Source organism: Rhodanobacter ginsenosidimutans (assembly GCF_042655685.1).
Classification (GTDB): Bacteria; Pseudomonadota; Gammaproteobacteria; order Xanthomonadales; family Rhodanobacteraceae; genus Rhodanobacter; species Rhodanobacter ginsenosidimutans.
Window position 1 is genome coordinate 1,024,253 of sequence record NZ_JBHSMM010000001.1, and the last position, 26,336, is coordinate 1,050,588.

24 protein-coding genes are annotated in these 26,336 nt (G+C 66.0%); 19 read left to right on the forward strand and 5 right to left on the reverse strand.

The features are described 5' to 3' along the window. Positions 1-15: 15 nt before the first annotated feature. From ACFPK0_RS04295 to hda, 3 genes are read left to right on the forward strand one after another with little or no spacing between them, the layout of a single operon-like run. The gene (locus ACFPK0_RS04295; protein ID WP_377338625.1) at positions 16-999 is read left to right on the forward strand and encodes a DUF2066 domain-containing protein; all 984 of its coding nucleotides are present in this window, start codon (positions 16-18) and stop codon (positions 997-999) included. Then, positions 999-2,192: an AI-2E family transporter gene (locus ACFPK0_RS04300; protein ID WP_377338627.1), complete on the forward strand. Its 1,194-nt coding sequence runs from the start codon at positions 999-1,001 to the stop codon at positions 2,190-2,192. Before ACFPK0_RS04295 ends, ACFPK0_RS04300 begins: the two co-directional genes overlap by 1 nt. Continuing rightward, positions 2,189-2,890 carry a DnaA regulatory inactivator Hda gene (gene hda, locus ACFPK0_RS04305; protein WP_056605644.1) on the forward strand — a complete coding sequence of 234 codons (702 nt, stop codon included), beginning with the start codon at positions 2,189-2,191 and terminating at the stop codon, positions 2,888-2,890. Before ACFPK0_RS04300 ends, hda begins: the two co-directional genes overlap by 4 nt. Positions 2,891-2,963: 73 nt before the next feature. On the opposite strand, the gene ACFPK0_RS04310 is transcribed toward hda, so the two are convergent. After that, positions 2,964-3,767 (reverse strand): inositol monophosphatase family protein, encoded by an 804-nt coding sequence (locus ACFPK0_RS04310; protein WP_377338629.1) that lies wholly within the window; start codon positions 3,765-3,767, stop codon positions 2,964-2,966. 182 nt (positions 3,768-3,949) lie between these two features. On the opposite strand from ACFPK0_RS04310, the gene ACFPK0_RS04315 reads away from it, so the two are divergent. After that, positions 3,950-4,714, forward strand: coding sequence for an RNA methyltransferase (locus tag ACFPK0_RS04315; RefSeq protein ID WP_056081551.1), 765 nt, complete (start codon positions 3,950-3,952; stop codon positions 4,712-4,714). Between the two features lie 221 nt (positions 4,715-4,935). Here ACFPK0_RS04315 and ACFPK0_RS04320 read toward each other — a convergent pair whose 3' ends face one another. After that, the gene (locus ACFPK0_RS04320) at positions 4,936-6,255 is read right to left on the reverse strand and encodes a hemolysin family protein (protein WP_056081549.1); all 1,320 of its coding nucleotides are present in this window, start codon (positions 6,253-6,255) and stop codon (positions 4,936-4,938) included. A 136-nt stretch (positions 6,256-6,391) separates the two neighbouring features. Here ACFPK0_RS04320 and ACFPK0_RS04325 point away from each other — a divergent pair, with 136 nt between their 5' ends. Both ACFPK0_RS04325 and ACFPK0_RS04330 read left to right on the forward strand, forming a co-directional pair. Further along, positions 6,392-7,021: a DUF47 domain-containing protein gene (locus ACFPK0_RS04325; protein ID WP_007082581.1), complete on the forward strand. Its 630-nt coding sequence runs from the start codon at positions 6,392-6,394 to the stop codon at positions 7,019-7,021. A gap of 85 nt (positions 7,022-7,106) precedes the next feature. After that, complete coding sequence (locus tag ACFPK0_RS04330; protein ID WP_056081545.1) at positions 7,107-8,219, forward strand: inorganic phosphate transporter; 1,113 nt, start codon at positions 7,107-7,109, stop codon at positions 8,217-8,219. Between the two features lie 6 nt (positions 8,220-8,225). Here the strand turns inward: ACFPK0_RS04330 and ACFPK0_RS04335 are convergent, their stop codons facing one another. Next, positions 8,226-8,630 (reverse strand): hypothetical protein, encoded by a 405-nt coding sequence (locus ACFPK0_RS04335; RefSeq protein ID WP_007082579.1) that lies wholly within the window; start codon positions 8,628-8,630, stop codon positions 8,226-8,228. Between the two features lie 68 nt (positions 8,631-8,698). Here ACFPK0_RS04335 and ACFPK0_RS04340 point away from each other — a divergent pair, with 68 nt between their 5' ends. From ACFPK0_RS04340 to ACFPK0_RS04365, 6 genes are all read left to right on the forward strand, one after another. After that, on the forward strand, positions 8,699-9,040 hold the full coding sequence (locus ACFPK0_RS04340) for an MGMT family protein (RefSeq protein ID WP_056605641.1): 342 nt from the start codon (positions 8,699-8,701) through the stop codon (positions 9,038-9,040). Between the two features lie 130 nt (positions 9,041-9,170). Further along, positions 9,171-10,967, forward strand: coding sequence for a type IV secretory system conjugative DNA transfer family protein (locus tag ACFPK0_RS04345; protein ID WP_377338633.1), 1,797 nt, complete (start codon positions 9,171-9,173; stop codon positions 10,965-10,967). Positions 10,968-11,038: 71 nt separating this feature from the next. Beyond that, a complete protein-coding gene (locus ACFPK0_RS04350) occupies positions 11,039-11,650 on the forward strand; it encodes a hypothetical protein (RefSeq protein ID WP_377338635.1) in 612 nt (203 codons plus the stop codon). Further along, positions 11,647-13,617, forward strand: coding sequence for a hypothetical protein (locus ACFPK0_RS04355; protein ID WP_377338637.1), 1,971 nt, complete (start codon positions 11,647-11,649; stop codon positions 13,615-13,617). Before ACFPK0_RS04350 ends, ACFPK0_RS04355 begins: the two co-directional genes overlap by 4 nt. Positions 13,618-13,716: 99 nt before the next feature. Beyond that, the gene (recQ, locus tag ACFPK0_RS04360; RefSeq protein ID WP_377338639.1) at positions 13,717-15,534 is read left to right on the forward strand and encodes a DNA helicase RecQ; all 1,818 of its coding nucleotides are present in this window, start codon (positions 13,717-13,719) and stop codon (positions 15,532-15,534) included. Between the two features lie 111 nt (positions 15,535-15,645). Beyond that, positions 15,646-16,668 carry a LacI family DNA-binding transcriptional regulator gene (locus tag ACFPK0_RS04365; RefSeq protein WP_056081527.1) on the forward strand — a complete coding sequence of 341 codons (1,023 nt, stop codon included), beginning with the start codon at positions 15,646-15,648 and terminating at the stop codon, positions 16,666-16,668. Between the two features lie 24 nt (positions 16,669-16,692). Here the strand turns inward: ACFPK0_RS04365 and ACFPK0_RS04370 are convergent, their stop codons facing one another. Both ACFPK0_RS04370 and trxA read right to left on the reverse strand, forming a co-directional pair. Then, positions 16,693-17,145: a DUF4442 domain-containing protein gene (locus ACFPK0_RS04370; protein WP_377338642.1), complete on the reverse strand. Its 453-nt coding sequence runs from the start codon at positions 17,143-17,145 to the stop codon at positions 16,693-16,695. Positions 17,146-17,336: 191 nt separating this feature from the next. After that, positions 17,337-18,200 carry a thioredoxin gene (gene trxA / locus ACFPK0_RS04375; RefSeq protein ID WP_377338644.1) on the reverse strand — a complete coding sequence of 288 codons (864 nt, stop codon included), beginning with the start codon at positions 18,198-18,200 and terminating at the stop codon, positions 17,337-17,339. Positions 18,201-18,343: 143 nt separating this feature from the next. Here trxA and ACFPK0_RS04380 point away from each other — a divergent pair, with 143 nt between their 5' ends. From ACFPK0_RS04380 to holA, 7 genes are all read left to right on the forward strand, one after another. Then, complete coding sequence (locus ACFPK0_RS04380; RefSeq protein WP_056081519.1) at positions 18,344-18,955, forward strand: paraquat-inducible protein A; 612 nt, start codon at positions 18,344-18,346, stop codon at positions 18,953-18,955. Then, positions 18,952-19,590: a paraquat-inducible protein A gene (locus ACFPK0_RS04385; RefSeq protein WP_056081515.1), complete on the forward strand. Its 639-nt coding sequence runs from the start codon at positions 18,952-18,954 to the stop codon at positions 19,588-19,590. The genes ACFPK0_RS04380 and ACFPK0_RS04385 overlap by 4 nt, the downstream gene beginning before the upstream one ends. Continuing rightward, entirely contained in the window at positions 19,583-21,283 is a 1,701-nt protein-coding gene (locus ACFPK0_RS04390) for a PqiB family protein (protein WP_377338647.1), read from the forward strand. Before ACFPK0_RS04385 ends, ACFPK0_RS04390 begins: the two co-directional genes overlap by 8 nt. Beyond that, entirely contained in the window at positions 21,280-21,891 is a 612-nt protein-coding gene (locus ACFPK0_RS04395; RefSeq protein ID WP_377338649.1) for a PqiC family protein, read from the forward strand. The genes ACFPK0_RS04390 and ACFPK0_RS04395 overlap by 4 nt, the downstream gene beginning before the upstream one ends. A gap of 186 nt (positions 21,892-22,077) precedes the next feature. Then, positions 22,078-24,771, forward strand: coding sequence for a leucine--tRNA ligase (leuS, locus tag ACFPK0_RS04400; RefSeq protein ID WP_377340244.1), 2,694 nt, complete (start codon positions 22,078-22,080; stop codon positions 24,769-24,771). Between the two features lie 4 nt (positions 24,772-24,775). Next, positions 24,776-25,321: an LPS-assembly lipoprotein LptE gene (locus ACFPK0_RS04405; protein WP_056081505.1), complete on the forward strand. Its 546-nt coding sequence runs from the start codon at positions 24,776-24,778 to the stop codon at positions 25,319-25,321. Continuing rightward, positions 25,321-26,331 (forward strand): DNA polymerase III subunit delta, encoded by a 1,011-nt coding sequence (gene holA, locus ACFPK0_RS04410; protein WP_377338652.1) that lies wholly within the window; start codon positions 25,321-25,323, stop codon positions 26,329-26,331. The genes ACFPK0_RS04405 and holA overlap by 1 nt, the downstream gene beginning before the upstream one ends. Positions 26,332-26,336: the final 5 nt, after the last annotated feature.

Genomic DNA, 26,336 nt, shown 5'->3' on the forward strand with positions numbered 1-26,336 from the left:
CAAGAATCCATGCTTATGCGCCTGCCCCGTCTGTCGATTGTCGCCCTGTTGCTGGCGTTTGTGGCGTGGTCGCCGCTGCACGCGCAGGTCCCGGGTTCGCCGTATTCGGTCACGGTACCGGTCAGCGACACCAGCAGCGCCCAGCGCGACGAGGCGTTTGCCACGGCGCTGGGCCAGGTGCTGGTGCGCGTGGCGGGCGGGCAGGATCTGCGCAGCAAGGCCGGTTACCCCGACGCGCTGGGCAAGGCGCGCTCGCTGGTGCAGCAGTTCCAGTACGCCAAGGCGGATGGCGGCGGCCTTTCGCTGCAGGTGAATTTCGAACCCGGCGCGGTACGGCGGTTGATCGACACACTGGGTGTCTCCCGCGCCGGCGTGAAACCGCCGGTACTGTTGCTGGTGAAGGGCAGCGACGGCCAGTTGTTGCAGCAGGACGACCTGGGCAGCCTGGCCCAGGCGGTGACGGCCGGCGGCACCGGCGTGGTGTATCCCGCCCCTGCCAGCACGCCGGACCTGGCGCGTGTGGCCGCGGCGGACCCGGCCGCGCTGGCGTCGATCAACCAGCAATATCACACCGGGCTGGTCCTGCTCGGCAACCTGCATGATGGCGGTGGCGACTGGGTGCTGGTGTCCGGCGGGAAAGCGCAGCGCTGGAGCAATCAGGGCGCTACCGAAGACGCCGTGCTGGCCGATGCCGGCACCGGCGCCGTCGGTCGCGTGGGCCAGCAACTCAATGTGGTCAGCGCCACCGTCAGCACCAGCCGGCTGTGGGTGGATGGGGTGGGTTCGGCCATGGCGTATGCCAACCTGCTGTCGATGCTCAACGCCGACCCCACCGTGCGCAGCGTGACCACGCTGGGCGCGCAGGATGACGGCATCATGCTGGAGATCAGGGCGGCGCTGCCGGCGGCGGCACTGGCCACCAGCCTGGCCGCCGGCGGACGCCTGCTGCTGGATGCGCCGCACGATGGCGCCGATGCCAGCCTGCGCTGGCTGCATTGATGTCCGTCGATGGCGCCGGGAAACGACTCGTGAACCAGGACACCTCGCACCGCTGGCAGATGCTGGCGATCATCGCGATCATCGGCTGGCTGATCTGGCTGCTGGCGCCGGTGTTGATGCCGTTCGCGGTGGCCGCCATGCTGGCCTATCTGGGCGACCCGCTGGCCGACCGGCTGGAGCGGCTGGGCCTGAAGCGCATATGGGCCGCCACGGTGGTGTTCGTGGTGCTGTTGCTGGTGGTCTGTGGCGTGCTGCTGCTGCTGATTCCACTGATCGCGCGGCAGGTGGAAAACCTCATCGAGAACCTGCCGCGCTATGGCGACTGGGCGCAGGACATCGCCTGGCCGTGGCTGCGCGATCGGTTGCACCTGGACCCGGACACCTTCGACAGCGATCGCCTGCTGGAGGCGATCAAGGCCCACATCGGCTCCATCGGCACCGTCACCGCGACCGTGTTGGGGCGGGTGTCGCGCTCGGGCCTGGGTATCGCGATGTGGCTGACCAACCTGGTGCTGATCCCGGTGGTGGCGTTCTACCTGCTGCGCGACTGGGATCGGCTGGTGGCCACCATCGACCGCATGTTGCCGCGCTCGATCCAGCCCACCATCGCGCACCTGGCGCGCGAGTCGGACAGCATCCTGGGCGCATTCGTGCGCGGTCAGCTGCTGGTGATGCTGGCGCTGGGCGTGTTCTACGGCGCCGGGCTGGGCGTGGTCGGGCTCACCGTGGGGCCGCTGATCGGCATGGTCGCGGGTCTGCTCAGCTTCGTGCCGTACCTGGGTTTCATCATCGGTTTCGTGGCCGCGATCGTGGCCGTGCTGGTGCAATACGGCGACTGGATGCACGTGCTGCTGGTGTGCGGGGTGTTCGTGCTGGGCCAGTTGCTGGAAGGCTACGTGCTGGTGCCCAAACTGGTGGGCGACAAGATCGGCCTGCACCCGGTGGCGGTGATCTTCGCGGTGCTGGCCGGCGGCTACCTGTTCGGTTTCCTCGGTGTGCTGCTGGCGCTGCCGGCGGCATCGGTGATCATGGTGCTGTTGCGCTACCTGCTCGAACGCTATCGCATGAGCGAGCTGTACAACGAGGCCGGGCCGGACGACCCAGTGATTGCCGAAGTCGAGGTCAGCGTGCACGGCGACGGCGACGTCGAATCGAACATCGCGACGCCACCGGGCGACGGAACGACCCCATGATTCCGCAGTTGCCGCTGGCGCTGCGCTGGCCGCGGCGCCAGCGTTTCGAGCATTTCCACGCCGGCACCAACGCAGCCGCACTGGCCGCGGTGGAAGCGCTGGCGCGCCAGCCCGGCGCACCGTGGGTTTATCTGGGCGGCCCGACCGGCAGCGGCAAGAGCCATCTGCTGATCGCGGCCTGCCATGCCGCCAGCGCGCTCGGGCGTACCGTGCAATACCTGCCGCTGACCAGCCAGGTCGACCGCGCCGCCGCCCTGCGTGGTGTCGCCGGCAGCGAACTGCTGGCGCTGGATGGCCTGCAGGCCATCGCCGGCGATCGCGATGCCGAGCACGCCCTGTTCGACCTCTACAACCGCACCCGCGCCGAGGGCGGTGCCCTGCTGTTCGCCGCGGAAGCCGGCGTGGCGCAACTGGCCTTGGGCCTGCCCGATCTACGCTCGCGCCTGGGCGCCTGCACCCGGTTCACGCTGAAACCGCTGGACGACGCGGATCGCCGCGAGGTGCTGAAAAGCCAGGCCGTGCTGCGTGGTATCCAGCTGGACGACGCGGTGCTGGACTGGCTGTTTTCCCGCTACGCCCGCGACCTGGGTGCCTTGCTCGACCTGCTGGACAAACTCGACCAGGCCTCACTGGCCGCGCAGCGACGGATCACCGTGCCGTTCCTGCGCGATTTCCTGCGCGACGCCGCCGAACCGTAGGCGCAAACCCTGCGGACGACTCCGCACAAAAAAGGCGCCTTGCGGCGCCTTCGATGTGTCGATGAAACGTGGCTCAGGCCTTGAGCAGTTCCGGCGTCGCCTGTTGTCCGATCGCGTCCACCATCGCCTTGGCCACGTGCAGGTTGCCGGCGATGATGTTGCCGCTGGCGGGAATGCCGTCGCGGCCGGCGAAGTCGCAGTAGCGTCCGCCCGCCTCGTGCACCAGCAACACGCCGGCGGCCATGTCCCAGGGTTTCAGGCCGATCTCGAAAAAGCCGTCGTAGCGGCCGGCGGCCACGTAGGCCAGGTCCAGCGCGGCGGAGCCGGAGCGACGGATGTCCTCGGCCTGGCCCAGGATGGCGCGAGTCATGTCCAGTTGCGGCACCAGATGCTGGCGCTGGCGGAACGGGAAGCCGGTGGCGATCATCGCGCCGCCCAGGTTCTCGCGCTTGCCCACGCGCATGCGGCGGTCGTTGAGGTAGGCGCCGTCGCCCTTGCTGGCGGTGTACAGCTCGTCGCGCAGCGGGTCGAATACCACGGCGTGGATCGGCACACCCTTTTCCAGCAGCGCGATCGACACGCTGAAGTGCGGGATGCCGCGCAGGTAGTTGTGCGTGCCGTCCAGCGGGTCGATCACCCAGGTCAACGGGTTCTTGCCGATGGCGCCGCTTTCCTCGGCCAGGATCGCGTGGTCGGGATAGGCGCGGCGCAGTTCCTTGATGATCTCCGCCTCGGCCAGCTTGTCGACTTCGGAGACGAAATCCAGCTGCTGCTTCTCGACGACGTTGAGGCCGTCGATGCGGTTCATGTAGCGCAGGATGATGTTGCCTGCGGAACGCGCGGCGCGCGCCGCGATCGTGACGTGGGGTCGGGCCATGGGGTTTCGACTTTGGAAGAGAGCGGGGTTGCGACCGCGCATTCTAGCAGAGGCGCGATGGGGCAGCGGCGGGCGAGGGCGCCCGGTGCATCGAAGACGGAAGGCTGGCGTCGGCCCTCCGCATTCGTGCCGTGTCGGGCTTCGCACTATGCTTGCAGGCTTTCTTTCACCGCCCACACCCCATGACCGATACCCTCGACCTCGCCGCCCGCCTGCGCTTCGTGCTCGTGCGCACTTCGCACCCGGGCAATATCGGCAGTGCTGCGCGGGCGATCCGCACGATGGGTTTCGAGCGGTTGGATCTGGTCCTGCCCGCGCGCTTTCCCGACCCGGACGCCACCGCGCTGGCCGCGGGCGCCGACGCGGTGCTGGATGCCGCCGGCATCCACCGCACGCTGGTCGATGGCCTGGCCGGCAGCAACCTGGCACTGGGTTTGTCCGCGCGAAGGCGCGGGGTGAACCTGCCGGAAATCTCGCCGCGCGAGGCCGCCGCGCAGGCACTTGCCGCCGCTGCACGCGGCGAGCAGGTGGCCATGGTGTTCGGCAACGAGCGCACCGGGTTGGAAAACGAGGAGCTGGCGCATTGCCACGCGATGGTGCGCATCCCCAGCGTGGATGATTTCAGCTCGCTCAACCTGTCGCAGGCGGTGCAGGTGATGGCCTACGAGCTGCGCATCGCCATGCTGCAGGAAACGCCGGCGCCACCGCCGCCCGTGCATGACGAACCGCCCGCCGACGCGATCCAGATGGAACAGTTCTACGACCATCTGTCGCGGACGCTGGACGACATCGATTTCCACAAGGGCCGCACGCCGACCACGATCATGCTGCGGCTGCGCAAGCTGTTCCAGCGCGCGCAGATGGATGAGCGCGAGCTGCGCATGCTGCACGGGATATTGGCCGATGCGCAGCGGATGGCGGGGCTGGCCGGGGTGAAGAAGGGCTGAGAGGCGAGGGCGAAAAGCGGCCTCTTCCGCCTTTACGTGCCGCTCCTGCGGCACGCCCTACGGGCCGGCTTCGCCGTTCGCTTCGGCATCCTGCCTTCGCAGTGGGCACCTTCTCCCGCAAGCGGGGGAAGGAACAGCAGGTTTGCTGCACGCTCCCAGGTTTCCCTTCCCCCGCTTGCGGGGGAAGGTGCCCGACAGGGCGGATGGGGGCAGCTCCTGACCTACTCGTCCTCCGACGCCTCGAACGTCGGCTCCAGCGTCACCAGCAGCTTGTCGATCCGCGCGCCGTCCAGGTCCACCACCTCGACGCGGATGCCGTGCCAGGTGAAGGTTTCGCCGGTTTGCGGGATGTGGCCCAGTGCGGCCATCACCATGCCGGCGGCGGTGCGGAAGTCGTGTTCGTCTTCGCCGGGCAGATGGTTCAGTTGCAGCAGTTCGCGCAGGTCATCGGTGGGCAGGCTGCCGTCGATCAGCCAGCTGCCGTCTTCGCGCTGCACGATCGGCGAGTGGTCATCGCTGCCGCCGTGGCCGATCTGGCTGGCGCCGACCACGGCAGCCAGCAGGTCGTTGACGGTGACCACGCCCTCGATGTCGCCGTATTCGTCCACCACCAGCGCCAGCGGCGTCTCGGCGTCGCGGAATTCCTCCAGCAGATCCAGCGCGCGGGCCGTGGCGGGCACGAACAGCGGTTTGGACAGGTGGCTGAACAACTCCGGGCGGCCCTGGGCGAAGCTGTACAGCAGGCGCTTGACCTCGACCACGCCCACCACCTCACTCTCGTCGCCGCGGTATACCGGGTAGCGCGAGTAGGGCGTCTGGCGCAGCACTTCCACGTTTTCCTCGCGGGTGCCGGCGATATCCAGCCAGGCGATGCGCATGCGCGGGGTCATCACGCTGTCCACCGTGCGGTCGCCGAGCCGCAGCACGCGGTTGACCATGTTGTGTTCGTCGGCGTCCAGCACGCCCTGCTCGGCGCTTTCGGCCACCAGCAGGCGAATCTCCTCCTCGGTGACCACGCCGCGGCCCTGCTGGTTGATCCGCAGCATCCGCAGCAGCAGGTTGCTGGAGATGTTCAGCAACCACACGAACGGCGCCGTGAGGCGCGACAGCAGCAGCATCGGGAACGCCACGATGACGGAGACTTTCTCCGGCGCCGCCAGCGCCAGCCGCTTGGGCACCAGTTCACCGATGACGATCTGGATGAACGAGATCAGCACGAAACCCAACACGATGCCGATGATGCGGGCATAGGGGAGGAGCCATGCCACGTTGTCGCCGCGCAATGCGTTGGCGATGTGGGCGCCCAGTGCATCGCCGGCCACGGCGCCGGTGATCAGCATCACCAGGGTGATGCCCACCTGCACGGTCGACAGGAAGTGCTCCGGCGATTCGGCGTGACGCAGCGCCAGGGCGGCGCCGCGGCTGGTTTTCGCCATCTGCTTGAAGCGGCCCTTGCGGGAGACGACCAGCGCCATCTCCGACAGCGCGAAGAAGCCGTTGCAGAGTGCCAGCACGAAGACGAGCGCGATTTCGATCAGCATCGCGGCGGGGTTGGGGGCGGAGGCATGGGGGCAGTGTAAGGGCAGCGAGGCCCGCAGTTCACCTTTTGCGGGCGTAACCGTACGGGGCGTGTGTCCTGTAACATTCCACTATTCCGCTTCCTCCAGGCAAGGCCGCATGTTTTCACTGCAGACGATTTTCGGAAAAGGCGACAAATTCTACGGCTTGCTCGAACAGAGCGCCGGCGCCGCCCATGAAAGTGCCAAGGCCCTGCACGATTTGCTCACCAACCCCGGCAAAGGCTCGGTGATGGCCGGCTTCACCGCCACCCGTGCCCGCGAAAAGGAGCTGGCCGCGCAGATCAGCGAGGGCCTGGTGAACACCTTCGTCACCGCGCTGGATCGCGAGGACATCGAGGCGTTGAACTCGGCGCTGTACAAGATTCCCAAGACGGTGGAGAAATTCGCCGAACGCTTCGAGATCGTGGCCGATCGCCTCGACGGCGTGGATTTCGCCCAGCGCGCGCTGGTGCTGGAGCGCTCCAGCGCCGTGGTGGTGGAGATGATCGGCGAGCTGCGCCGCGGCCTGCGCATCGACCCGGTGAAAAAACTGCAGGATCGCCTGCAGGCGCTGGAGTCGGAAGGCGACCGCATGCTGCTGGCGCCGTACCGCACGTTGTATGTGGAGGGCGGCGACGTGATGCGCGCGGTGCTGGCCAAGGATCTGTTCGAGCTGATCGAGAAGGCGATCGACAAATGCCGCGACGTGGGCAACATCGTCTATTCGATCGTGCTGAAGAACTCCTGAGGGTTTTCGCCGTGTCCCTTGCCTTGTTCTTCCGCCGGCGCGCGACCGCGACGACTACTTGCCCGCTTCATACCGGATACCGGCCATGACCCTGGTGATCGCGGTGGTGGTGATCGCGCTGGTCTTCACCTACATCAACGGTTTTCACGACACCGCCAACTCGATCGCCACCGTGGTGGCGACCAAGGTGCTGACGCCGGGGCAGGCCGTGTTGCTGGCGGCCGGCACCAACCTTATCGGCGCGCTGATGGGTACGGCGGTGGCCGCCACCATCGCCTCGGGCCTGATCAACGCCGGCGTGCTGGAGATGAGTTCGCAGATCCTGATCTGCGCATTGCTGTCGGCGATCATCTGGAACCTCATCACCTGGTGGCTGGGCCTTCCCTCCAGCTCCAGCCATGCGCTGGTCGGCTCGCTGGTGGGTGCGGCGCTGGCGGCGGCAGACAACAATTTTTCAGCGGTGATCTGGGCGCAGAACGGCTTTGCGCGAGGCGAAGGCGTGATCCCCAAGGTCATCCTGCCGATGGTCTATTCGCCCCTGGCCGGCTTCATCCTCAGCTTCGCGTTGATGGGCGGGCTGTACGCGTTGCTGGCCTGGTTCGCCAATCGGCAGGGCTGGCTGCGCCGGTTTGGCCGCACACCGTTCGTGAACTCGTTCTTCGGCAAGGCGCAGATCGTGTCGGCCAGCGCCATGGGCGTGGCGCACGGCATGAACGACGCCCAGAAAAGCATGGGCATCATCGCGTTGGCCCTGGCCGGCGCCACCGCCGCGCATCAGTTCGATCACCTGCCTGAATGGCTGGATTTCCTGCGCATCGACGGTGATCCCGCCGGCGGTTTCGCGATTCCCGTCTGGGTGAAAGTGGTCTCCGCCCTGACCATGGCCGCGGGCACCGCCGGCGGTGGCTGGCGCATCATCAAGACGCTGGGCCACAAGATGGTCAAGCTGCATCCGATCAATGGTTTTGCCGCGGAAACCGGCTCGGCCTTCGTGATTTTCGTGGCTTCGGCCTTCGGCATCCCGGTGTCGACCACGCACAACGTGTCGGCCTCGATCATGGGCGTGGGCGCGGCCAAGCGCTTCAATGCGATCCGTTGGTCGGTGGTGGAGCGGATGGTCTGGGCGTGGATCCTGACCCTGCCGATCACCGCGTTGCTGGCGTACGGCCTGGTGCTGGTGGCCCACGCACTGTCCTGACGTTCGTTACAGCGAGTCGCTGTCGGCGGCGATCACCTGCTCCAGTTCGTCGCCCAGCGAGCCCAGTTCGCTGATCAGCCGTTGCAGCTCGCCTTCGTCCAGCGTCTCGTACGGGCGGTTTTCGCACAGATGCAGGTAGGGCGAGCCGTCCAGGTCGGTGACCGCAAGGAACCCCGTGCGCTGCAGCCAGTTGAAGCGCAGGCAGCGGTTGGGATCGATACCCGCCAGCGGCCCCACCGGGGTGGAAATACGCAGGTAGCGGCGACCGTCCTCGCCTTCCAGCTCCGCCAGGTAGATGCCCTGGTAACGATCCTTCGCCAGCCCCAGGTCGAAACTGATCAGGTAGGGGTCGTTGTGGCGCAGCGCGTAGTGGCTGCCGATATGCGAACGCACGGCTTCGAAATGGCGCATGGAGGCTTCCGGGGTGGCGAGCGAACACTGGTACTCTGCCACGTCCCCCCGCTTGCGTCTTGTGAACCATGAGCGATGCCGCCCGCCGCATCTATGCCGCGATCGCCGCCATTCCGCCCGGCCGCGTGGCCAGTTATGGCGCCATCGCGGCCCGCGCCGGGCTGCCGGGGCGGGCGCGGCTGGTGGGCAAGCTGCTGGGTGAAACGCCGGACGGACTGGAGCTGCCGTGGTACCGCGTGCTTCGCGCCAGCGGCCAGATCGCGCTGCCGCGCGACAGCGACGGCTTTCGCGAACAATGCCAGCGGCTGCGCGCCGAGGGCGTCGAGGTAAAAGGCGGCCGCGTGCCGCTGTCCCGTTTCGGCCTGGATGGCGACCTGGACCGGGCGCTGTGGGGCATGCCGGGGGACTGAGGATTCCCGGACCTGATCGTCACTACGCGAAGCTTCATCCAACGCCGACAGCGTGAGGCGCTATCGACGCATTGACACGACGGAAGCGGTTCCACCAGCATCGAAAATCCACATGCGGGGGAGGCCAGGGATGAGCCGGAACAAGCTGGGTTGGGTGTTGGCGTTGCTGTTGGTGGGGCTGGTCGGCGGATGGTTTCTCTCGAACTGGCTGGTGTTGCTTCTGCTCGGCCTGCGCGATACGCCGCTGGCCTGGAACACCTGGTGGCAATACCTGCAGGCGATGGATCTGCCGCAGTTCGCGCCCTTCGCTTCCCGGATCAAGCTCAGCGGCGCCATCGGTTTCGGCCTGCCGTTGCTGGCGTGGGCCGGTGCGCTGATTCCGCTGCTGAAGACGAGATCCGCCTCCCTCCATGGTGATGCCCGCTTCGCCACGTTGTCCGACCTGAAGAAGGCCGGGCTGCTCAAGCAGACCCCGCAAAGCATCCTCATCGGCTCGTACAAGGGCCGCTACCTGTGGCTGGGCGGCGCCCAGCACGTCATCACCATCAGCCCGACCCGCTCGGGCAAGACCACCAGCGTCGCCATCCCGGTACTGCTCTCGTACCAGGAATCGATGGTGGTGCTGGACCTCAAGGGCGAGCTGTTCAAGGCCACCAGCGGCTGGCGCCAGGCGCAAGGCCACGCCATCCGTGTCTGGGCGCCGTACGACGAGGCGGGCAACACCCATCGCTTCAACCCGATGACGCCGCTGGCGGGGATGGACCCGGGCAAGCGCATCGGCGAGATCCAGACCATCGCCGCCATCCTGTACCCGGACGAAGCCGGCAAGGACCCGTTCTGGACCGCACAGAGCCGCGCCGCCTTCACCGCCTTCGCGTCGTTTCTGTTCGAGGGCTGGGATCACGGCTGCCGCAGCGGCCTGCCGGACATGCACCCCAATACCCACGAAGGTTTCCCCAGCTTCGAGCGCATCCTGCGCCTGTCCAGCGGCGTCGACGGCCAGGGCACCCGGGAGATGTTGCAGGTCATCCTGAAGGATCCGCGCTACGCGTTCGTCAGCGCCCAGACCCGCACCGTGTTCGGCAACCTCGCCGGCCTGGCCGAACAGACCTTCTCCTCCGTCCTCGCCACCATGCAGGCGCCACTGCAGCAGTTCCTCAGTCCCATCCTGGCCGCTGCCACCAACGCCACCGACATCGACGTGGCCAGCCTGCGCAAACGGCCCACCACGCTGTACGTCATCATCCCCACCAACAAGCTGGACGAAAGCAGCAAGCTGCTCAACATCTTCTTCAGCACGGTGATCGGCGGCAATCTCACGAAACAACTGGGCGAGGAGCCGGAACTGAAACACCAGATGCTGCTGCTGATGGATGAATTCACCGCCATGGGCCGGATGGACGTCTGGGCCAAGCGCATCTCGATCTCCGCCAGCTACGGCGTGCGCGATCTGTGCATCGTGCAGAGCCGCGCCCAGCTGCGCTCGGCCTACGGTGACGACGACGCGCAGAACTTCATCACCAACCACGGCGCGCAAATCGTGTTCGCCCCGCGCGAACAGAGCGATGCCAACGAATACAGCGAAATGCTCGGCTACAAGACCCTCCGCAAGGAACATCGCAGCACCAGCCGCGGCCGCGGCACCAACCAGGTCTCGATCAACCACACCGAAGAAAAGCGCGCCCTGTTCCTACCTCAGGAAATCAAGGAACTCCCCGCTGACGACGAGCTGATCTTCTACGAAGGCTGCAAACCGATCCGCGCCAGGAAGAACTGGTATTTCAGGGACAAGCAGCTCAAGCAGCGGGCTGGGGTGGCACCTGCGGTGATCAAGGTAGCGACGGCAAGCATGCAGCAGAAGGACGCGTCCACGAAGGATGTCATCCGTCCGAATGACGCGAAGGAAGCCCAATGGCTGGCGAGCTAGGAATCAACAAAAAAGGAGGCTCGGTGTCGTATCGTTCCGTCCTCGCCTGCCGTCCAACGAGGAGCTCCATCATGGCCGAAAGGATCCTTACGATGCCGCTTAGAGCCGCTGCTGCACTCATTTTGACCATCGCTCTGACCACAGGATGCTCCGCCATGCACGGTGACCCGAAGAATCCAGAGAAAAACCCTCATCCCGTCAAACGCTATGAAGTTACCGCCACAGTGGATTCGCCCGGACCGTGGGACTCAGTAAAGGGCGTGGTTTTTTTTGATGTCGTCAATGCGGAGTGCGTGCCCCAAGATACCTTTACTGGAGGTCGCAACGTTCCGAATACCAGTTACGATTTTGAAATGGTGCCCATTGGAAGAAACACGTGGCGTGGGTATTTTTATCGAGACGCCTTGCGAGATGATGATTATTTTGGAAAGGGGGTTTGTCACTGGGATGCGACTCAAGTTGCGCCTGACTTCAAGGTGGACGGAGTTGGATTCGGCTCATCCCAGTTGGTGGATGAGGCTCTTGGATCTCCGCAAACTGATTATTTTAGAAAAAGCGATCTTTCCGAACAGGTGAAAGATCTGGACAGTGCGCCCGCTTTCTCCGTCACGAGGCCTGAATATAAGAAGAATCCTGATGGCTTCTTTCCAGTTACTTTGACTATAAAAGAGGCTAATCCATGAGCCTTGATCCGGAAGTTTCTGCTGCTGCGGCCGTTGATGCTTATGAGGATCGCTCGCGGATGCAGGTGAGCAAGCAAAAGGAAGTGGATTTGCATGATCACAAATACAGGGTGTTCGGCTATGCGGTGAGTCCAAGTGGATTTCATGGCACCGCCTACCAAAGCGTGGCTACGGGTGAAATCATCATCGCCCCTCGCGGCACGGATCCGGATGTCTTGCATCACACCAGTGTCACGGTAAAGGACGCCATTGCCGATTACCGGATGGTCAGGGATCGCGTCAATCCACAAATGGACGACGCGCGCTCTTTCGTCAGAGAAATACTCGACAAAGCCGAAAAGGCGGGTGTTCCCAGGGACAAGATCACACTCGCCGGTCACTCCCTGGCAGGTGCGGAGGTCGAGGTTCTGGCGTCGGAATTCGGGCTGCGAGGCATGACGATCAATGGGTACGGCGCCGTAGACCTGGGCTACGGCCTGCCTGAGGGTGGCGACAGGGTCATCAATTATGTGATGGCTGGCGACCCGGTAAGTGCAGCCAGTCGCCACTATGGACAGGTGGTGACACTCGCTAGTGATCAGGATCTGACGAAACTGCGTGGTGCACGCTACCTCGATGCAGATCCAGGTGTGATCGGGCCAAACCCGTTGCTAGCCATGAGCCTGGGTGATCACAGCGGTACCCATTTCACCGGCCCGGATAGCGTGTTGAAGCCGGAGAACATGGCGCACGCCAGGAAAAATTACGCGGAAAACAAGGCCGCCATCGACCATTTCCGAGGTGATGTGTACGAGTCGCGCGCCGAGTTGGCGGTGGCATTGAACAGTACGGAGCATCTGAATCTGGAATCCACTTACGCGCACTTGTCTCCACGGATGCAGCAGCAGCTGATGGAATATCACGCATCCCTGGTTGATTCATCGATCCGGGATGCACTGGAGCACAACCGCGTCGTCGAGGGCGCCACGGGTGCCTTGGAGCAGGGCAGTGTCTTGTTTCAGGCTGGCGGTCAGTACGTGCAGCGGGGTGCTGACCAGTTGGCGGATGGTATCCGCTCGACGGGGCACGCCGTGCAGCAGCGGGCAGATGAGGCTTCACGTATCGCCTGGGCAGCTGCGCCGCTGGACCCAGGCGTTGCCGGTGGTGTCGCCCTGGGTGCGAAGGCTGTCGGTTTTGCTACGCATGTCGAAGCGGAGGGGCTGGCGCGGACCAGCCACCTCGCCGGCCAGGCCGCTCACGCTACGGGTCAATTCGTTGCCGGGTTGGGGCAGGAACTCAAGCATGGCGTGGAACAAGGCGTTCATGCCTATGCCAGTGCGGTGCAATCCGGGGTGCATCAGGCCGAGGCGACCCTCGTGCACCGTATCGATAGCTCTATCGAAAACCACGCGCGGCTCGGAGAGATGATGGATGCCGTCGGTCATACCTATTCAGACGCCAAACGGACGGTGTCACATGGGATTGATGCGGCGGAGCGAGCCGCTGGCGAAGCCTATGACACCTTGTCACATCCAGGACGGTGGTTTGGACAGACGCCAGCGGCCTCGCAGCCGGACGAGTCTTTACCCGACCAGGTCCGCGCCGTCGTTCCGGCCGATCCGGCTCACGAGGTCAGCGATCCGCGCCGTCCAGACGGTACCAACCATGCGCTTTACAACGAGCTGCATCGACGTATCCCTGATGCTTCGGAAGCCCGTTTGCTGCAATTCACGGCTGCATGTCATGCGCACGAGATCACGGCGCATAACCTGCAACAGGTCCATTTCGACCGGGCCGGTGGTCAAATGCTGTTCCGGGGATCGGGCATGTTGGCCACGCCGGCCAGCGTCGATGTGAGGGTCCCGTCACCCCAGCCGCAGCAATCCATCCTGCAGATCCAGCAATACCATCAGCAGCCGCAAATGGCGGGTTGGGCCACGTCTCAAAGCGCGGCTATCCAGCAGGGGCCGGGGCTCGCCGGGCGGTAACTCGCGCAGGCGAAATCGCCGTCGTCGGCACGCCATGGCTGAACGATGCGTGCGCCATCCGCCGACAGACGCCACCCCGCGGTTTGCTAGCATTGCAGGATGACTTCCCCCGCTCTCGACCTGTTGCAAAGTGTTTTCGGTTATTCCAGTTTCCGCGGCCAGCAACAGGCCGTGGTGGAGCATCTCAGCGAAGGCGGCGATGCGCTGGTGCTGATGCCCACGGGTGGCGGCAAATCGCTTTGCTACCAGGTGCCGGCGCTGCTGCGCCAGGGCACGGGCATCGTGGTGTCGCCGTTGATTGCGCTGATGCAGGACCAGGTCGACGCGTTGCGCGAAGCGGGCGTGGCCGCGGCGTTTCTCAATTCCAGCCTGGCGGCCGCCGAGCAGCGCGAGGTGGAGCGGCAGCTGGAAGCGGGCGAGCTGAATCTGCTTTACGTGGCGCCGGAGCGGCTGCTCACCGGCCGGTTCCTGGCTCAGCTTGAGCGCACCGAAGTGGCGTTGTTCGCCATCGACGAGGCGCATTGCGTCTCGCAGTGGGGCCACGATTTCCGGCCCGAATACCGTGAGCTGGCGATCCTGCAGCAGCGTTTTCCGCAGGTGCCACGCATCGCGCTCACCGCCACCGCCGACCCGCGCACGCGCGAGGAGATCGTGGAGCGGTTGTCGCTGCAGAACGCGCGCCAGTTCGTATCCAGTTTCGATCGGCCCAACATCGGCTACCGGGTGGGCCTGCGCCACAACGCCAAGCGCCAGCTGGGCGAATTCCTGCTGGGACATCAGGGCGAATCGGGCATCGTGTATTGCCTCAGCCGGCGCAAGGTGGACGACACCACCGCGTGGCTGGCCGAATCGGGCGTGGAGGCGCTGCCGTACCACGCCGGGCTGGATGCGGCGACGCGTGCGAAAAACCAGAAGCGCTTCCTGCGCGAGGACGGCGTGGTGATGGTCGCCACGGTGGCGTTCGGCATGGGCATCGACAAGCCCGATGTGCGCTTCGTGGCGCATCTGGATCTGCCGCGCAGCATCGAGGGCTATTACCAGGAAACCGGCCGCGCCGGTCGTGATGGTTTGCCGGCCGAAGCGTGGATGATCTACGGGCTGTCCGACGTGGTCACCATGAGCCAGATGATCGCGCAGTCCGAATCGGCCGATGAGCGCAAGCGCGTGGAGCGGCAGAAGCTGGAATCGCTGCTGGCGTATGCCGAAGCCACCGATTGCCGTCGGCAGTTGCTGCTGGGCGCGTTCGGTGAAAGTTATCCGGGCCCCTGCGGTCATTGCGACAACTGCATCGCGCCACCTAAAACCTGGGATGCCACCGTGCCCGCGCAGAAGGCGCTGTCGGCGGTGTACCGCAGCGGCCAACGTTTTGGTTCGGGCCATGTCATCGACATTCTGCGTGGCGAGGAAACCGAGCGCGTGCGCAGCCTGGGCCATCACCAGCTCAGCACCTTCGGCGTCGGCGCGGACATGGACGAGAAGCAGTGGCGCTCGGTGTTCCGCCAGTTGCTCGCCGCCGGTTTGCTGGAGGCCGATGCCGAAGGCTATGGCACCTTGCGCCTCACCGCCGCCAGCCGTGGTGTGCTCAGCGGCGGCCAACCGGTGAAGCTGCGCGAGGATGCGCGGCCAGAGCGCGCCGCCCGTCGTCGCCGCGACAGCAAGTTGGTCACGGGCGGCGGCAGTCTGGGCATCGAGGCTTACGAGCAGGACATGTGGGATGCCTTGCGCGCCGTGCGCACGCAACTGGCCAAACAGCAGGGCGTGCCGCCGTACGTGGTTTTCCACGACGCCACCTTGCTGGCGATGCTGCGCGCATTGCCCACCACCGAAGACGAACTGGCCACCATCAGTGGCGTGGGCGAAGCCAAGCTCAAGCGCTATGGCCGTGATTTCCTGGCGGTGATCAACGCGCAGGAATAGGCGGGCGGGCCTCGCCCCGCGCCTCGGGCAAAACAGCTAGGATTCGAAGACAGCCCGCCGGCATCCGGATGGGGCGCCGCCTTCTGGCCAGTTTTCCCGGATCGACCGCGGATGAAAAGAAAAGCCACATCGCTCGACATCGCCCACTTGGCCGGGGTTTCCCAGGCCACGGTGTCGCGGGCGCTCAGTGGCAGCACCCTGGTCAGCGCGGAAACCCGTCGGCGCATCCAGGCTGCGGCCGACCAGCTCAACTACACGGTGGACAAGAACGCCTCCAGCTTGCGCCGCATGTACTCGGGCACGCTGGCGTTGCTGTTTTTCGAAGACCCCACGGCGGATGAGTCGCATATCAATCCGTTCTTCCTGTCGATGCTGGGCTCGATCACCCGCGCCTGCGCGCGGCAGGGCTACGACCTGCTGATTTCGTTCCAGCAGTTCTCGCGCGACTGGCATGCCGATTTCGCCGACAGCAAGAAAGCCGACGGCATCATCCTGCTGGGTTACGGCGATTACCTGGCCTATCGCGACAAGCTGGAAAAGCTGGTGGCGCAAGGCACGCATTTCGTGCGTTGGGGCGCGGTGCTGCCCAACCAGCCCGGCGTTTCCATCGGCTGCGACAATTTTCGCGGCGGCCAGGCGGTGGCCGAGCACCTGCTGGAACGCGGCCGTCGCCGCATCGCCTTCCTGGGTGACGCGACCAGCCACTACCCGGAATTCTTCGAGCGCTACCGCGGTTACGTCGATGCCTTGCAACGGGCGGGTTTGCCGGTCGAGGCCTCGCTGCAGGTCAACGCCGAAAGCACCGAGCAATCGGGCTACGAGGCGATGCGCACACTGATCAGTCGCGCCACGCCGTATGACGCGGTGTTTGCCGCCAGCGACCTGATCGCCATCGGCGCCCTGCATGCACTGGGCGACCACGGCCTGCAAGTGCCCCAGGATGTCGCGCTGGCCGGCTTCGACGACATCGCCACCGCCAGCTTCGTCAGCCCGCCGCTGACCACCGTGTTGCAGGACACCAAGCGTGCCGGCGAAGTGCTGGTGGACAGCCTGCTGAGCCAGATCCGCGGCGAGCCGGTGGAAAGCGCGGTGCTGCCGGTGAAGCTGATGGTGCGGCGTTCGAGCGGGGGATGAAGCCGCTCCCACCGTACGCGCGACTCAGCGCGCCTTGGGCTTCAGTCGCACGTAGATCTGCTTGCGCACGCGGGCGATCACCTTGCCGCTACTGGTGACCACCTCGGTTTCGAACCAACGCAGCACCTTTTCGCCGTTCGCCGCCGCGGCGCGCAATTCATCCACCACGGCCGGTTCCAGCTTGAAATGCGCGTAGACGTCCTCGCGCCCGGGTGCCACGAAGTCGATCGCGGCGGCCTTGTCCCATACGTAGTAGTCGCTGCCCAACTGGTGCATCACCAGCAGCATCCAGAACGGGTCGGTCATGGCGAACAGGTTGCCGCCGAACTGGCTTTTCACGTAGTTGCGATTCCACGGGCGCAGGCGCAATACCACGCGCGCCTCGCGCCAGTCGTCGCTGAGCATTTGCAGCCGCATGCTGTTGCACAGGAACGGCGGCCAGAGGTTGAACAGGCGACGGAAGGTGGAGGCGCGCATGAGGGCTCGGTGATTGGGAGAGATGGACGCGAGAATGGGGCGGGAAGCATTCCCTCCAACCGTTCGGACTGAGCGTAGCCGCGCAGCGGCGAAGTCGAAGTCTTCCTCGGCCATGCCCTTCGACTTCACCGCTGCGCGGCTACGCTCAGGGTGATCGGTGAGGAGCGACGCTCGTGCTGCTCCTCAAACCATCAAAACAACAGCGACGCCATCTTGCGCCGGTAGCGGCCCACCACGTCCGCATCATCCAGCGTGGTAAACGCGGCGAGCAGACGCTTCTTGGCCTGGCCGTCATTCCAGTCCCGTGCCTTCTGCAGGATGACCAGGAACTGGTCGAGGCCGGCTTCGACGTCGCCTTCGAGCAACAGGCGCACGCCCAACTGGTCGCGTGCTTCCCAGTCGTTGCCGTCGGCTTCCACGCGTTGCTGCAGCGCAGTCAGTTCGGGCGCGTCTTTCAGCGCATGGGCCAGATCCAGCTCGCTGCGCAGGCGCACCGCGCGGGTGTCGGTGGCCAGGTTGACGGGCAGGGCGGCCAGTTCCGCTTCGGCGGCGGCGGTCTGGCCGACGCGCAGCAGGGCCAGGGCCAGGTCGAGTTTCAGCTCGGCCTTGTCCGGCTCGGCGGCGATCGCCTGCTGGATGCGCCCCAGCGCCTGCTCGGGGGTTTCCGGGGTGGCGTCGTCCAGCCCGTCATCGGTGGCTTCCAGCGGCTGCACGTGGCGCGACAGGAACTCACGCAACTGGCCTTCCGGCAACGCGCCGGCGAAGCCGTCCAGCACCTGGCCGTCCTTCACCATCACCACGGTGGGGATGCTCTTGATGCCGAACATGCCGGCCAGTTCCTGTTGCTGGTCCACGTCGACCTTGCCCAGCCGGAATGCGCCGTTGTACTCGGCGGCGAGCTTTTCCAGCATCGGCCCCAGCGTCTTGCACGGCTCGCACCAGGGCGCCCAGAAATCCACCAGCACGGGTGTGGTCAGCGAGGCCTGCAATACATCGGCTTCGAAGGTCTGCGTATCGACGTCGAAAACAACAGGCAATGTGGGGGCGTCAGTCACGGGTAACTCCAGCTTGGCGGATGCCGATTCAGATCAGGGCGCCGCCCAGCATATCAACCGCGCGACCGCATCTGAGCGCGTTCACGGCGGATTTGCGAGAATTGCGCGGTCGCCGCATCCGCGGCCGGCAAGGGTTGGAGTGCATGGGCACGACGTCCGAAGCGTTGATCGTCTGCGAACATTGCGACACGGTGCACCAGCGGCTGGCGCTTTCGCGCGGCGAGGTGGCGCGTTGCGCGCGTTGCGGCAAGGTGTTGCAGCGCCATTACCGGTTGAGCACGAACGCGATGCTGGCGCTGATCGTCACCGCGCTGATCGTGTTCGTGCAGGCCAACATGTGGCCGATCGTGATGCTGGGGCTCAGCGGCCAGCACAGCAGCTCCACGTTGTGGGGCGTGATCATCGCGATGTGGCGCGAGGACGCGGGCATCGTCTCGGTGCTGGTGGCGGCCACGCTGTTTTTCCTGCCGTTGCTGAAGATGCTGCAGTTGGGCTGGCTGCTGTGGTTTGCCCGGCAAGGCCGTCGCGCGCCGGGCTTCGTGCCGATGATGGTGGGGTTGCATTACCTGAACCCGTGGACGATGAGCGAGGTGTTCGTGCTGGGCGCGCTTGTGGCGATCGTCAAGGCGCACACGTATTTCGACGTGACACCGGAGCCGGGTATCTATGCCTACGCGGTGTTGACCGTGCTGATCACCGTGTTCGCCGGCATCGATCTGCGGCAGTTGTGGCGTACACCCGAGGTCGCTGCATGAACGCGTTGCCGCGCGCCGCCGAGCTGGGCCTGATCGGCTGCCATGTGTGCGGGCTGGTGTGCCGCGATGCGCATGCCGCTGCCGGTGCGGCCGAGGTCGTGGCATGCCCGCGCTGCGGCGTGGCGCTGCATCGGCGCAAGCCGGCCAGCTATTCGCGTACGTGGGCGCTGCTGATTGCCGCCTTCATCATGTACATCCCTGCCAACGTGGTGCCGATCATGCGCACCGCCAGCCTCAACGACATCGACGACAACACCATCATCAGCGGCGTGGTGGAGTTGTGGAAGAATGGATCGCCGAACCTGGCGATCATCGTGTTCACTGCCAGCATCGTGGTGCCCATGCTGAAGTTCCTGGCCCTGGGCACGCTGCTGGTCAGCAGCCGGCGCGGCAGCAACTGGGCGCGGCAGCAGCGCGCCGGCCTGTACCGGCTGGTGGAGCTGGTGGGCTACTGGTCGATGCTGGATGTGTTCGTGGTTTCACTGCTGACCGCGCTGGTGCGCTTCAGCGTATTGAGCCGGGTGGAACCGTTGCCCGGGGTGATTTATTTCGGCCTGACCGTGGTCTTGACCATGCTGGCTTCGATGAGCTTCGATCCACGATTGATCTGGGACGGCAAGGACACCGATGACTGACGAAAACCGCACTGATCAGAACCTGCCCGAGCGCGAGAACCTGCCGCGGCCGGTGGTGAAGCGTCGGCGCGTCAGCGTTTCGCTGATCTGGCTGATCCCGGTGCTGGCGGCCGTGATCGCGTTGTCGCTGGTGGTCAACAGCTGGCTGCAGGCCGGCCCCGAAGTCACCATCAGCTTCCAGAGCGCCGAAGGCCTGGATGCCGGCAAGACGCCGGTGAAATACAAGAACGTGGTGATCGGCCGGGTCAGCAAGATCCGGCTCAGCGAAGACCGCAGCCATGTGCTGGTGCGGGTGGCGCTGGAGAAGAGCGCCGAAGGTTTCGCCACCCGCGATACCCGCTTCTGGGTGGTGCGCCCGCGCATCGGCCTGGGCGGCGTGTCCGGCATCGACACGCTGCTGTCAGGCGCGTTCATCGGCGCGGACGTGGGCGATTCGAAGGAGTCGCGGTACACCTTCAAGGGCCTGGAGAGCCCGCCGGCCGTCAACCACGGCGCACCGGGCCGCAGCTTCGTCCTGCACAGCGACGATCTCGGTTCGCTGGACATCGGCTCGCCGGTCTACTACCGGCGCATCCAGGTGGGCCGTGTGGCGTCGTACCAGCTGGACAAGGATGGCAAGGGCGTCTCGCTGAACATCTTCGTGGACGGCCCCAACGACCGCTTCGTCACCACCGATTCCCGCTTCTGGAATGCCAGCGGCGTGGACGTGTCGATCGGCGCCAACGGCCTGAAACTCAACACCCAGTCGCTGGCCACGGTGCTGGCCGGTGGCGTGGCCTTCCAGGACCCGCCGGGGCCGCATGACAGCACGCCGGCGGCGGAAGACACGGAATACAGGCTGTTCAGCGAGCGCGCCCTGGCGATGGCGCCACCCGATGGCGAGCCGCGCTACTTGCGCATGCGCTTCGAGCAATCGGTGCGCGGGCTGGCGGTGGATGCACCGGTGGAGTTCCTGGGCATCAACATCGGCAAGGTGGTGTCGGTGCGGCTGGACTACGACGAGAAGAAGGGTCGTTTCCCGGTGGTGGTGGGCGCGGTGGTCTATCCCCAGCGTCTGGGCAGCGCCTACGACAAGCTGGAGGCGTTGGCCAAGGCACGCGGTGAAAAGGCCGACCTGGCGCAGTTGATGGCGCCGCTGATCGCCCATGGCCTGCGCGCGCAGGCACGCACCGGCAACCTGCTGACCGGCCAGTTGTACGTGGCGCTCGACTTCGTGCCGCATACGCCGAAGGTGGCCTTCGACGCCAATGCCACGCCGCTGACCATCCCCACCGCGCCGGGCAGCTTCGACAAGCTGCAGGAGCAACTGGCCGGCATCGTCGCCAAGCTCGACAAGATCCCGTTCGAGAGCATTGGCAAGCATCTGGACCAGACCCTGGCCAGCCTCAATAGCACCCTCAAGCAGGTCAACGCGCAGACCCTGCCGGCGTTCCGCGACACGCTCGAGGGTGTTAAGAAGACCATGGGCACGGCCGACGATGCGCTGTCCGGCGACTCGCCGTTGCAGCAGAACCTCAACTCGACCTTGCAGCAGGTACAGCGCATGGCGCGTTCACTGCGCGTGCTCACCGATTACCTCGGCGGTCATCCCGAGGCCCTGATCCGCGGCCGCGCCGACGACAAGCCCGCCAGCACGCCCGCCAGTGCCGCGCCCGAACCCACCGTCCAACCCGGCCAGGGGAGCCAGCCATGATCCGTATCCGAACACGCCTGCATGGGCTGACCCTGGGTCTGCTGCTGGCCGGGTGCGCCTCCGCGCCGCTGCATTACTACACCTTGGTGGCACCGGCCGGTGGATCGGAACCGGTGGCCGCCGCCTCACCGCTGTCGTTCGAACTGATGCCGGTGAACGTGCCAGCGCAGGTGGATCAACCGCAGCTGGTGGTGCGCGAAGGCGGCCAGGGTGTGGCGCTGTTGGGCAGCGAGCGCTGGATCGCGCCGCTGGCCGACGAGGTGCGCGGCGCATTGTCGGCGGACCTGGTGCGGCAACTGCATGGCGCCGACCTCAGCGGCATGGCGGCCGGCGAAAAGCCGCGGCTGCGGATCAAGCTGGACGTACGCCGCTTCGATTCCGCGCCCGGCGCCTACGCGCTGATCGATGCGGCCTGGAGCGTGCGTGCGGCCGCCGGCGATTCGCCCGCCGCGCTGGCCTGCACCACCCGCGTTCGCGAGGCCGTGGGGCCGGGTTATCCCGCGCTGGTGCAGGGCCATCAGCGGGCGATCGCGCAGATCGCAGCGCAGATCGCCACCGCCGCGCGTGCGCTGGCGGACGGGCAGAAAGCGGCCTGCCCGGCGGCGTGACGGTGCGCCGCAGGCTTGGCGCAGGGGCTGCGCTGGGCTAGTCTGATCCGTTCGCTGCAGCCGGCTTTCGCCAGGCTGGGCTCATTGCACAACGGCACCGGAATCATGCAGGACATTCAAGACCCGAACTCCCCCCGCCAGGACGCCACCCAGGACGCCACCGGGCAGGGATATCGCCCGCAGGCCATGGAGGCGGCGGCGCAGCAGTACTGGAATGCCCAGCACGCGTACGAAGTCAGCGAAGACGACAGCCGACCGAAGTTCTATTGCCTGTCGATGCTGCCGTACCCCTCCGGCGCGCTGCACATGGGCCACGTGCGCAACTACACCATCAGCGACGTCATCAGCCGCTACCAGCGCATGCAGGGCAAAAACGTGCTGCAGCCGATGGGCTGGGACGCGTTCGGCCTGCCCGCCGAAAACGCCGCCATCAAGAACCACACCGCGCCGGCCAAGTGGACCTACGCCAACATCGACCACATGCGCAGCCAGCTGAAGTCGCTGGGCTACGCGATCGACTGGACCCGCGAATTCGCCACCTGCCACCCGGATTACTACCGCTGGGAACAGTTGATGTTCACCCGGCTGCTGAAAAAGGGCCTGGCCTACCGCAAGAACGCGGTGGTGAACTGGGACCCGGTCGACCAGACCGTGCTGGCTAACGAGCAGGTGATCGACGGCCGCGGCTGGCGCTCCGGCGCGGTGGTGGAAAAGCGCGAGATCCCGCAGTGGTTCCTGAAGATCACCGATTACGCGCAGGACCTGCTGGACGGCCTGGACACCCTGCCGGGCTGGCCCGACGCGGTGAAAACCATGCAGCGCAACTGGATCGGTCGTAGCGAAGGCCTCGAGATCCATTTCGCGGTGGAGGGTGAGGCCGAGCCGCTGAGCGTGTTCACCACCCGTCCCGACACGCTGATGGGCGTGACCTTCCTGTCGATCGCCGCCGAGCATCCGCTGGCGCTGAAGGCGGCGCAGGACAACGAGAAACTGGCGAGCTTCATCGCCGAGCTGAAACACGGCGGTGTCTCCGAGGCCGAGCTGGAGACCCAGGACAAGCGCGGCATGGACACCGGCCTGCGCGCGATCCACCCGGTCACCGGCGAACCGGTGCCGGTATGGGTGGCCAACTTCGTGCTGATGGGCTACGGCACCGGCGCGGTGATGGCGGTGCCTGCGCACGACCAGCGCGACTGGGAATTCGCCCAGCGCTATCTGCTGCCGATCAAGATGGTGGTGGTCGACCGCAGCGTGCTCGACGCGGTGCGCGAAATCGGCCACGACCTGTCGCGTGGCGTCGGTGCCGATCCGATGCGCGCGGCGCTGGGCGGCAGCGACACCGACGCCTACGAGACCCGGTCGGCGGTGCAGGTGGTCGAGGATTTCGAGCAGCGCATCCTGACCCAGTGCGCGTTCACCGAGCACGGCGTGCTGGTGAATTCGGGCGACTACGACGGCATGGATTTCCAGCAGGCGCTGGATGCACTCGCCAAGCGCCTGGAGGCCACGGGCCAGGGCCAGCGCCGGGTCAACTGGCGCCTTCGCGACTGGGGCGTCAGCCGCCAGCGCTATTGGGGCTGCCCGATCCCGGTGATCTACTGCGCCGCCTGCGGCGCGGTGCCGGTGCCGGAAGACCAGTTGCCGGTGGTGTTACCCGAGGACGTGGTGCTGATGGGCACCGGCTCGCCGATCAAGGCCGACCCCGAGTGGCGCAAGTGCTCCTGCCCGCAATGCGGCGGCGCGGCCGAGCGCGAAACCGACACCTTCGACACCTTCATGGAATCGAGCTGGTACTACGCCCGCTACACCAGCCCCGGCGCCCAGGGCCAGGTCGATGCGCGCGCCAACTACTGGCTGCCGGTAGACCAGTACATCGGCGGCATCGAGCACGCCATCCTGCACCTGCTGTACTTCCGCTTCTATCACAAGCTTTTGCGCGACGCGGGCCTGGTGCATTCGGACGAGCCAGCGCAAAACCTGCTGTGCCAGGGCATGGTGATCGCCGAGACGTTCTACCGCGACAACGCCGACGGCTCGAAGGACTGGATCAACCCGTCCGCGGTCGAGGTGCAGCGCGACGAGCGCGGCCGCGTCACCGGCGCGGTGCTGATCGCGGACGGCAAGCCGGTGCAGATCGGCGGCATCGAAAAGATGTCCAAGTCGAAGAACAACGGCATCGACCCGCAAACCATGGTGGAGAAATACGGCGCCGACACCGTGCGCCTGTTCTCGATGTTCGCCGCGCCGCCGGAGCAGTCGCTGGAATGGAGCGAAGCCGGCGTGGAAGGCATGGCCCGGTTCCTGAAGCGGCTGTGGCGTGAAGTGAGCACGCACGTCGCGGGGCCTGAGCACGCGGTGGTCGATCCCGCCGCGCTGGATGCCGGCCAGAAAGCCCTGCGCCGCCAGCTTCACGAAACCATCCAGAAAGTCAGCGACGATTTCGGTCGCCGCCACGCGTTCAACACCGCGATCGCGGCGTTGATGGAACTGCTGAACGCGCTGAACAAGTTCAACGACAGCAGCGAACAGGGCCGCGCCGTGCGCCACGAGGCGCTGGAGGCGATGGTGCTGCTGCTGAACCCGGTGGTGCCGCACGTCAGCCATGCGCTGTGGCAACTGCTGGGTCATGCCGAAACCGTGCTGGAGAATGTGGCCTGGCCGTCCGTGGACAGTGCCGCGCTGGTGCGCGACAGCGTGACCCTGGCGGTGCAGATCAACGGCAAGCTGCGCGCCACCATCGAGCTGCCCGCGGGCGCCTCGAAGGAAGAGGCCGAGGCGCTGGCGCGCGCCCAGCCGCAGGTGGTCAACTTCCTGCAGGAGATGACCGTGCGCAAGGTCATCGTGGTGCCCGGCAAGATCGTCAACATCGTTGCAGGATGAACCCATGAACGTCACCCAGTTTGGCCGTCTGTTTCGTCCCCTGCTGATGTTGCTGGTCGCCACGGTGGTGACCGCCTGCGGCTTCCACCTGCGCCAGACCGCCGCGCTGCCAGCGTCGATGCAGCGCGTGCACCTGGACATGCGTGGCGGTGATTTCCAGCGCAGCCTGACCCGCGCGCTGCAGCATTCGGGCGTCACCATCGAGGACGACAGCGGCCCCGGCATCGCCGAGCTGCGGGTGCCGGTGGCGACATTCAGCACCGACCAGGTATCGGCCGGCGGCTACGTGCGCATCACCGAGTACGCGATCCGCTACGAGGTGAGGTTCGACGTGGTCGACGGCGCCGGCAATGCGCTGGTGCCGACGCAGACGATTACCATGTCGCGCGAATACAGCTACGACGCCGGCAACACCATTGGCGACGCGTCGCAGGTGCAGGAAATCCAGCGCAGCCTCAACGACGACATGGTGCAGGCGATCCTGTTCCGGCTGCAGGCCGCCAGCAAACACCAGCTGGCCGCGCCGGCACCGGCTGCCAGCACGCACTGATGCCGCTGAGTCCCGGCCAATGGCAGAAGGCACTGGCGGCCGATCGCCTGGAAGCGGTGTATATGCTGGCCGGCGAGCAATTGCTGGTGCTGGAAGCGGCCGACGCCTTGCGTGCGCGTGCCCGTGAACTGGGCTACGGCGAACGCGAGGTCTTCGACGTCGGCCAGCATTTCGACTGGAACGACCTGGCCCGTGCCGGCGCCAGCATGTCGCTGTTCGCCAGCCGCCGCCTGATCGACCTGCGCTTGCCCACCGGCCGTCCGGGCACCGAAGGCGCCAAGGCGATCACCGCGTTCTGTGCCGATCCGCCGCCGGACGTGACCTTGCTGGTTACCGCGATGGAGTGGAGCAGCAAGCACGACGGCGCCTGGAGCCGCAAGCTGGACACCAGCGGCACCATGGTGGTGTTCAACGCACCGCGGCCCGGCGAGTGGAGCAGCTGGATCGGTGCCCGGCTGGCCTCGCGCGGCTTGTCCGCCACGCCCGACGCCATCGCGCTGCTGGCCGAGCGCGTCGAAGGCAACCTGCTGGCCGCCGCGCAGGAAATCGACAAGCTGGCCGTACTGCACGGCGAGGGCCGCATCGACGCCGCCGAGATGGAAACGCTGGTGGCCGACAGCGCCCGCTACGACGTGTTCAAGCTCACCGACGCAGCCTTCCTGGGCGATGGCGCCCGCGCGCTGCGCATTCTCGCCGGCCTGCGTTCGGAAGGCGACGAGTTGCTGGCGCTGATGGGCTGGCTGGTGAATCAATTGCAGTTGGCGTTGCGGCTGGCCAACGCGCAGAACTTCGCGGCGCAGGCCAAGGCCGAACGCTTGTGGCAGGCGCGCGAGCAACTGTTCCGCCAGGCCCTGCGCCGCGCCCCGCGCGATCATTGGCTGCAATGCCTGGCCCGTGCCTCGCGCATCGACCGCATGGTGAAAGGCCGCGAAGCCGGCAACCCGTGGCAGGAAGCCGAACGCCTCATCGCCGCCATCGCCGAACCGCGCGCCGCGCGGGCGCTGGCGTAACCTCG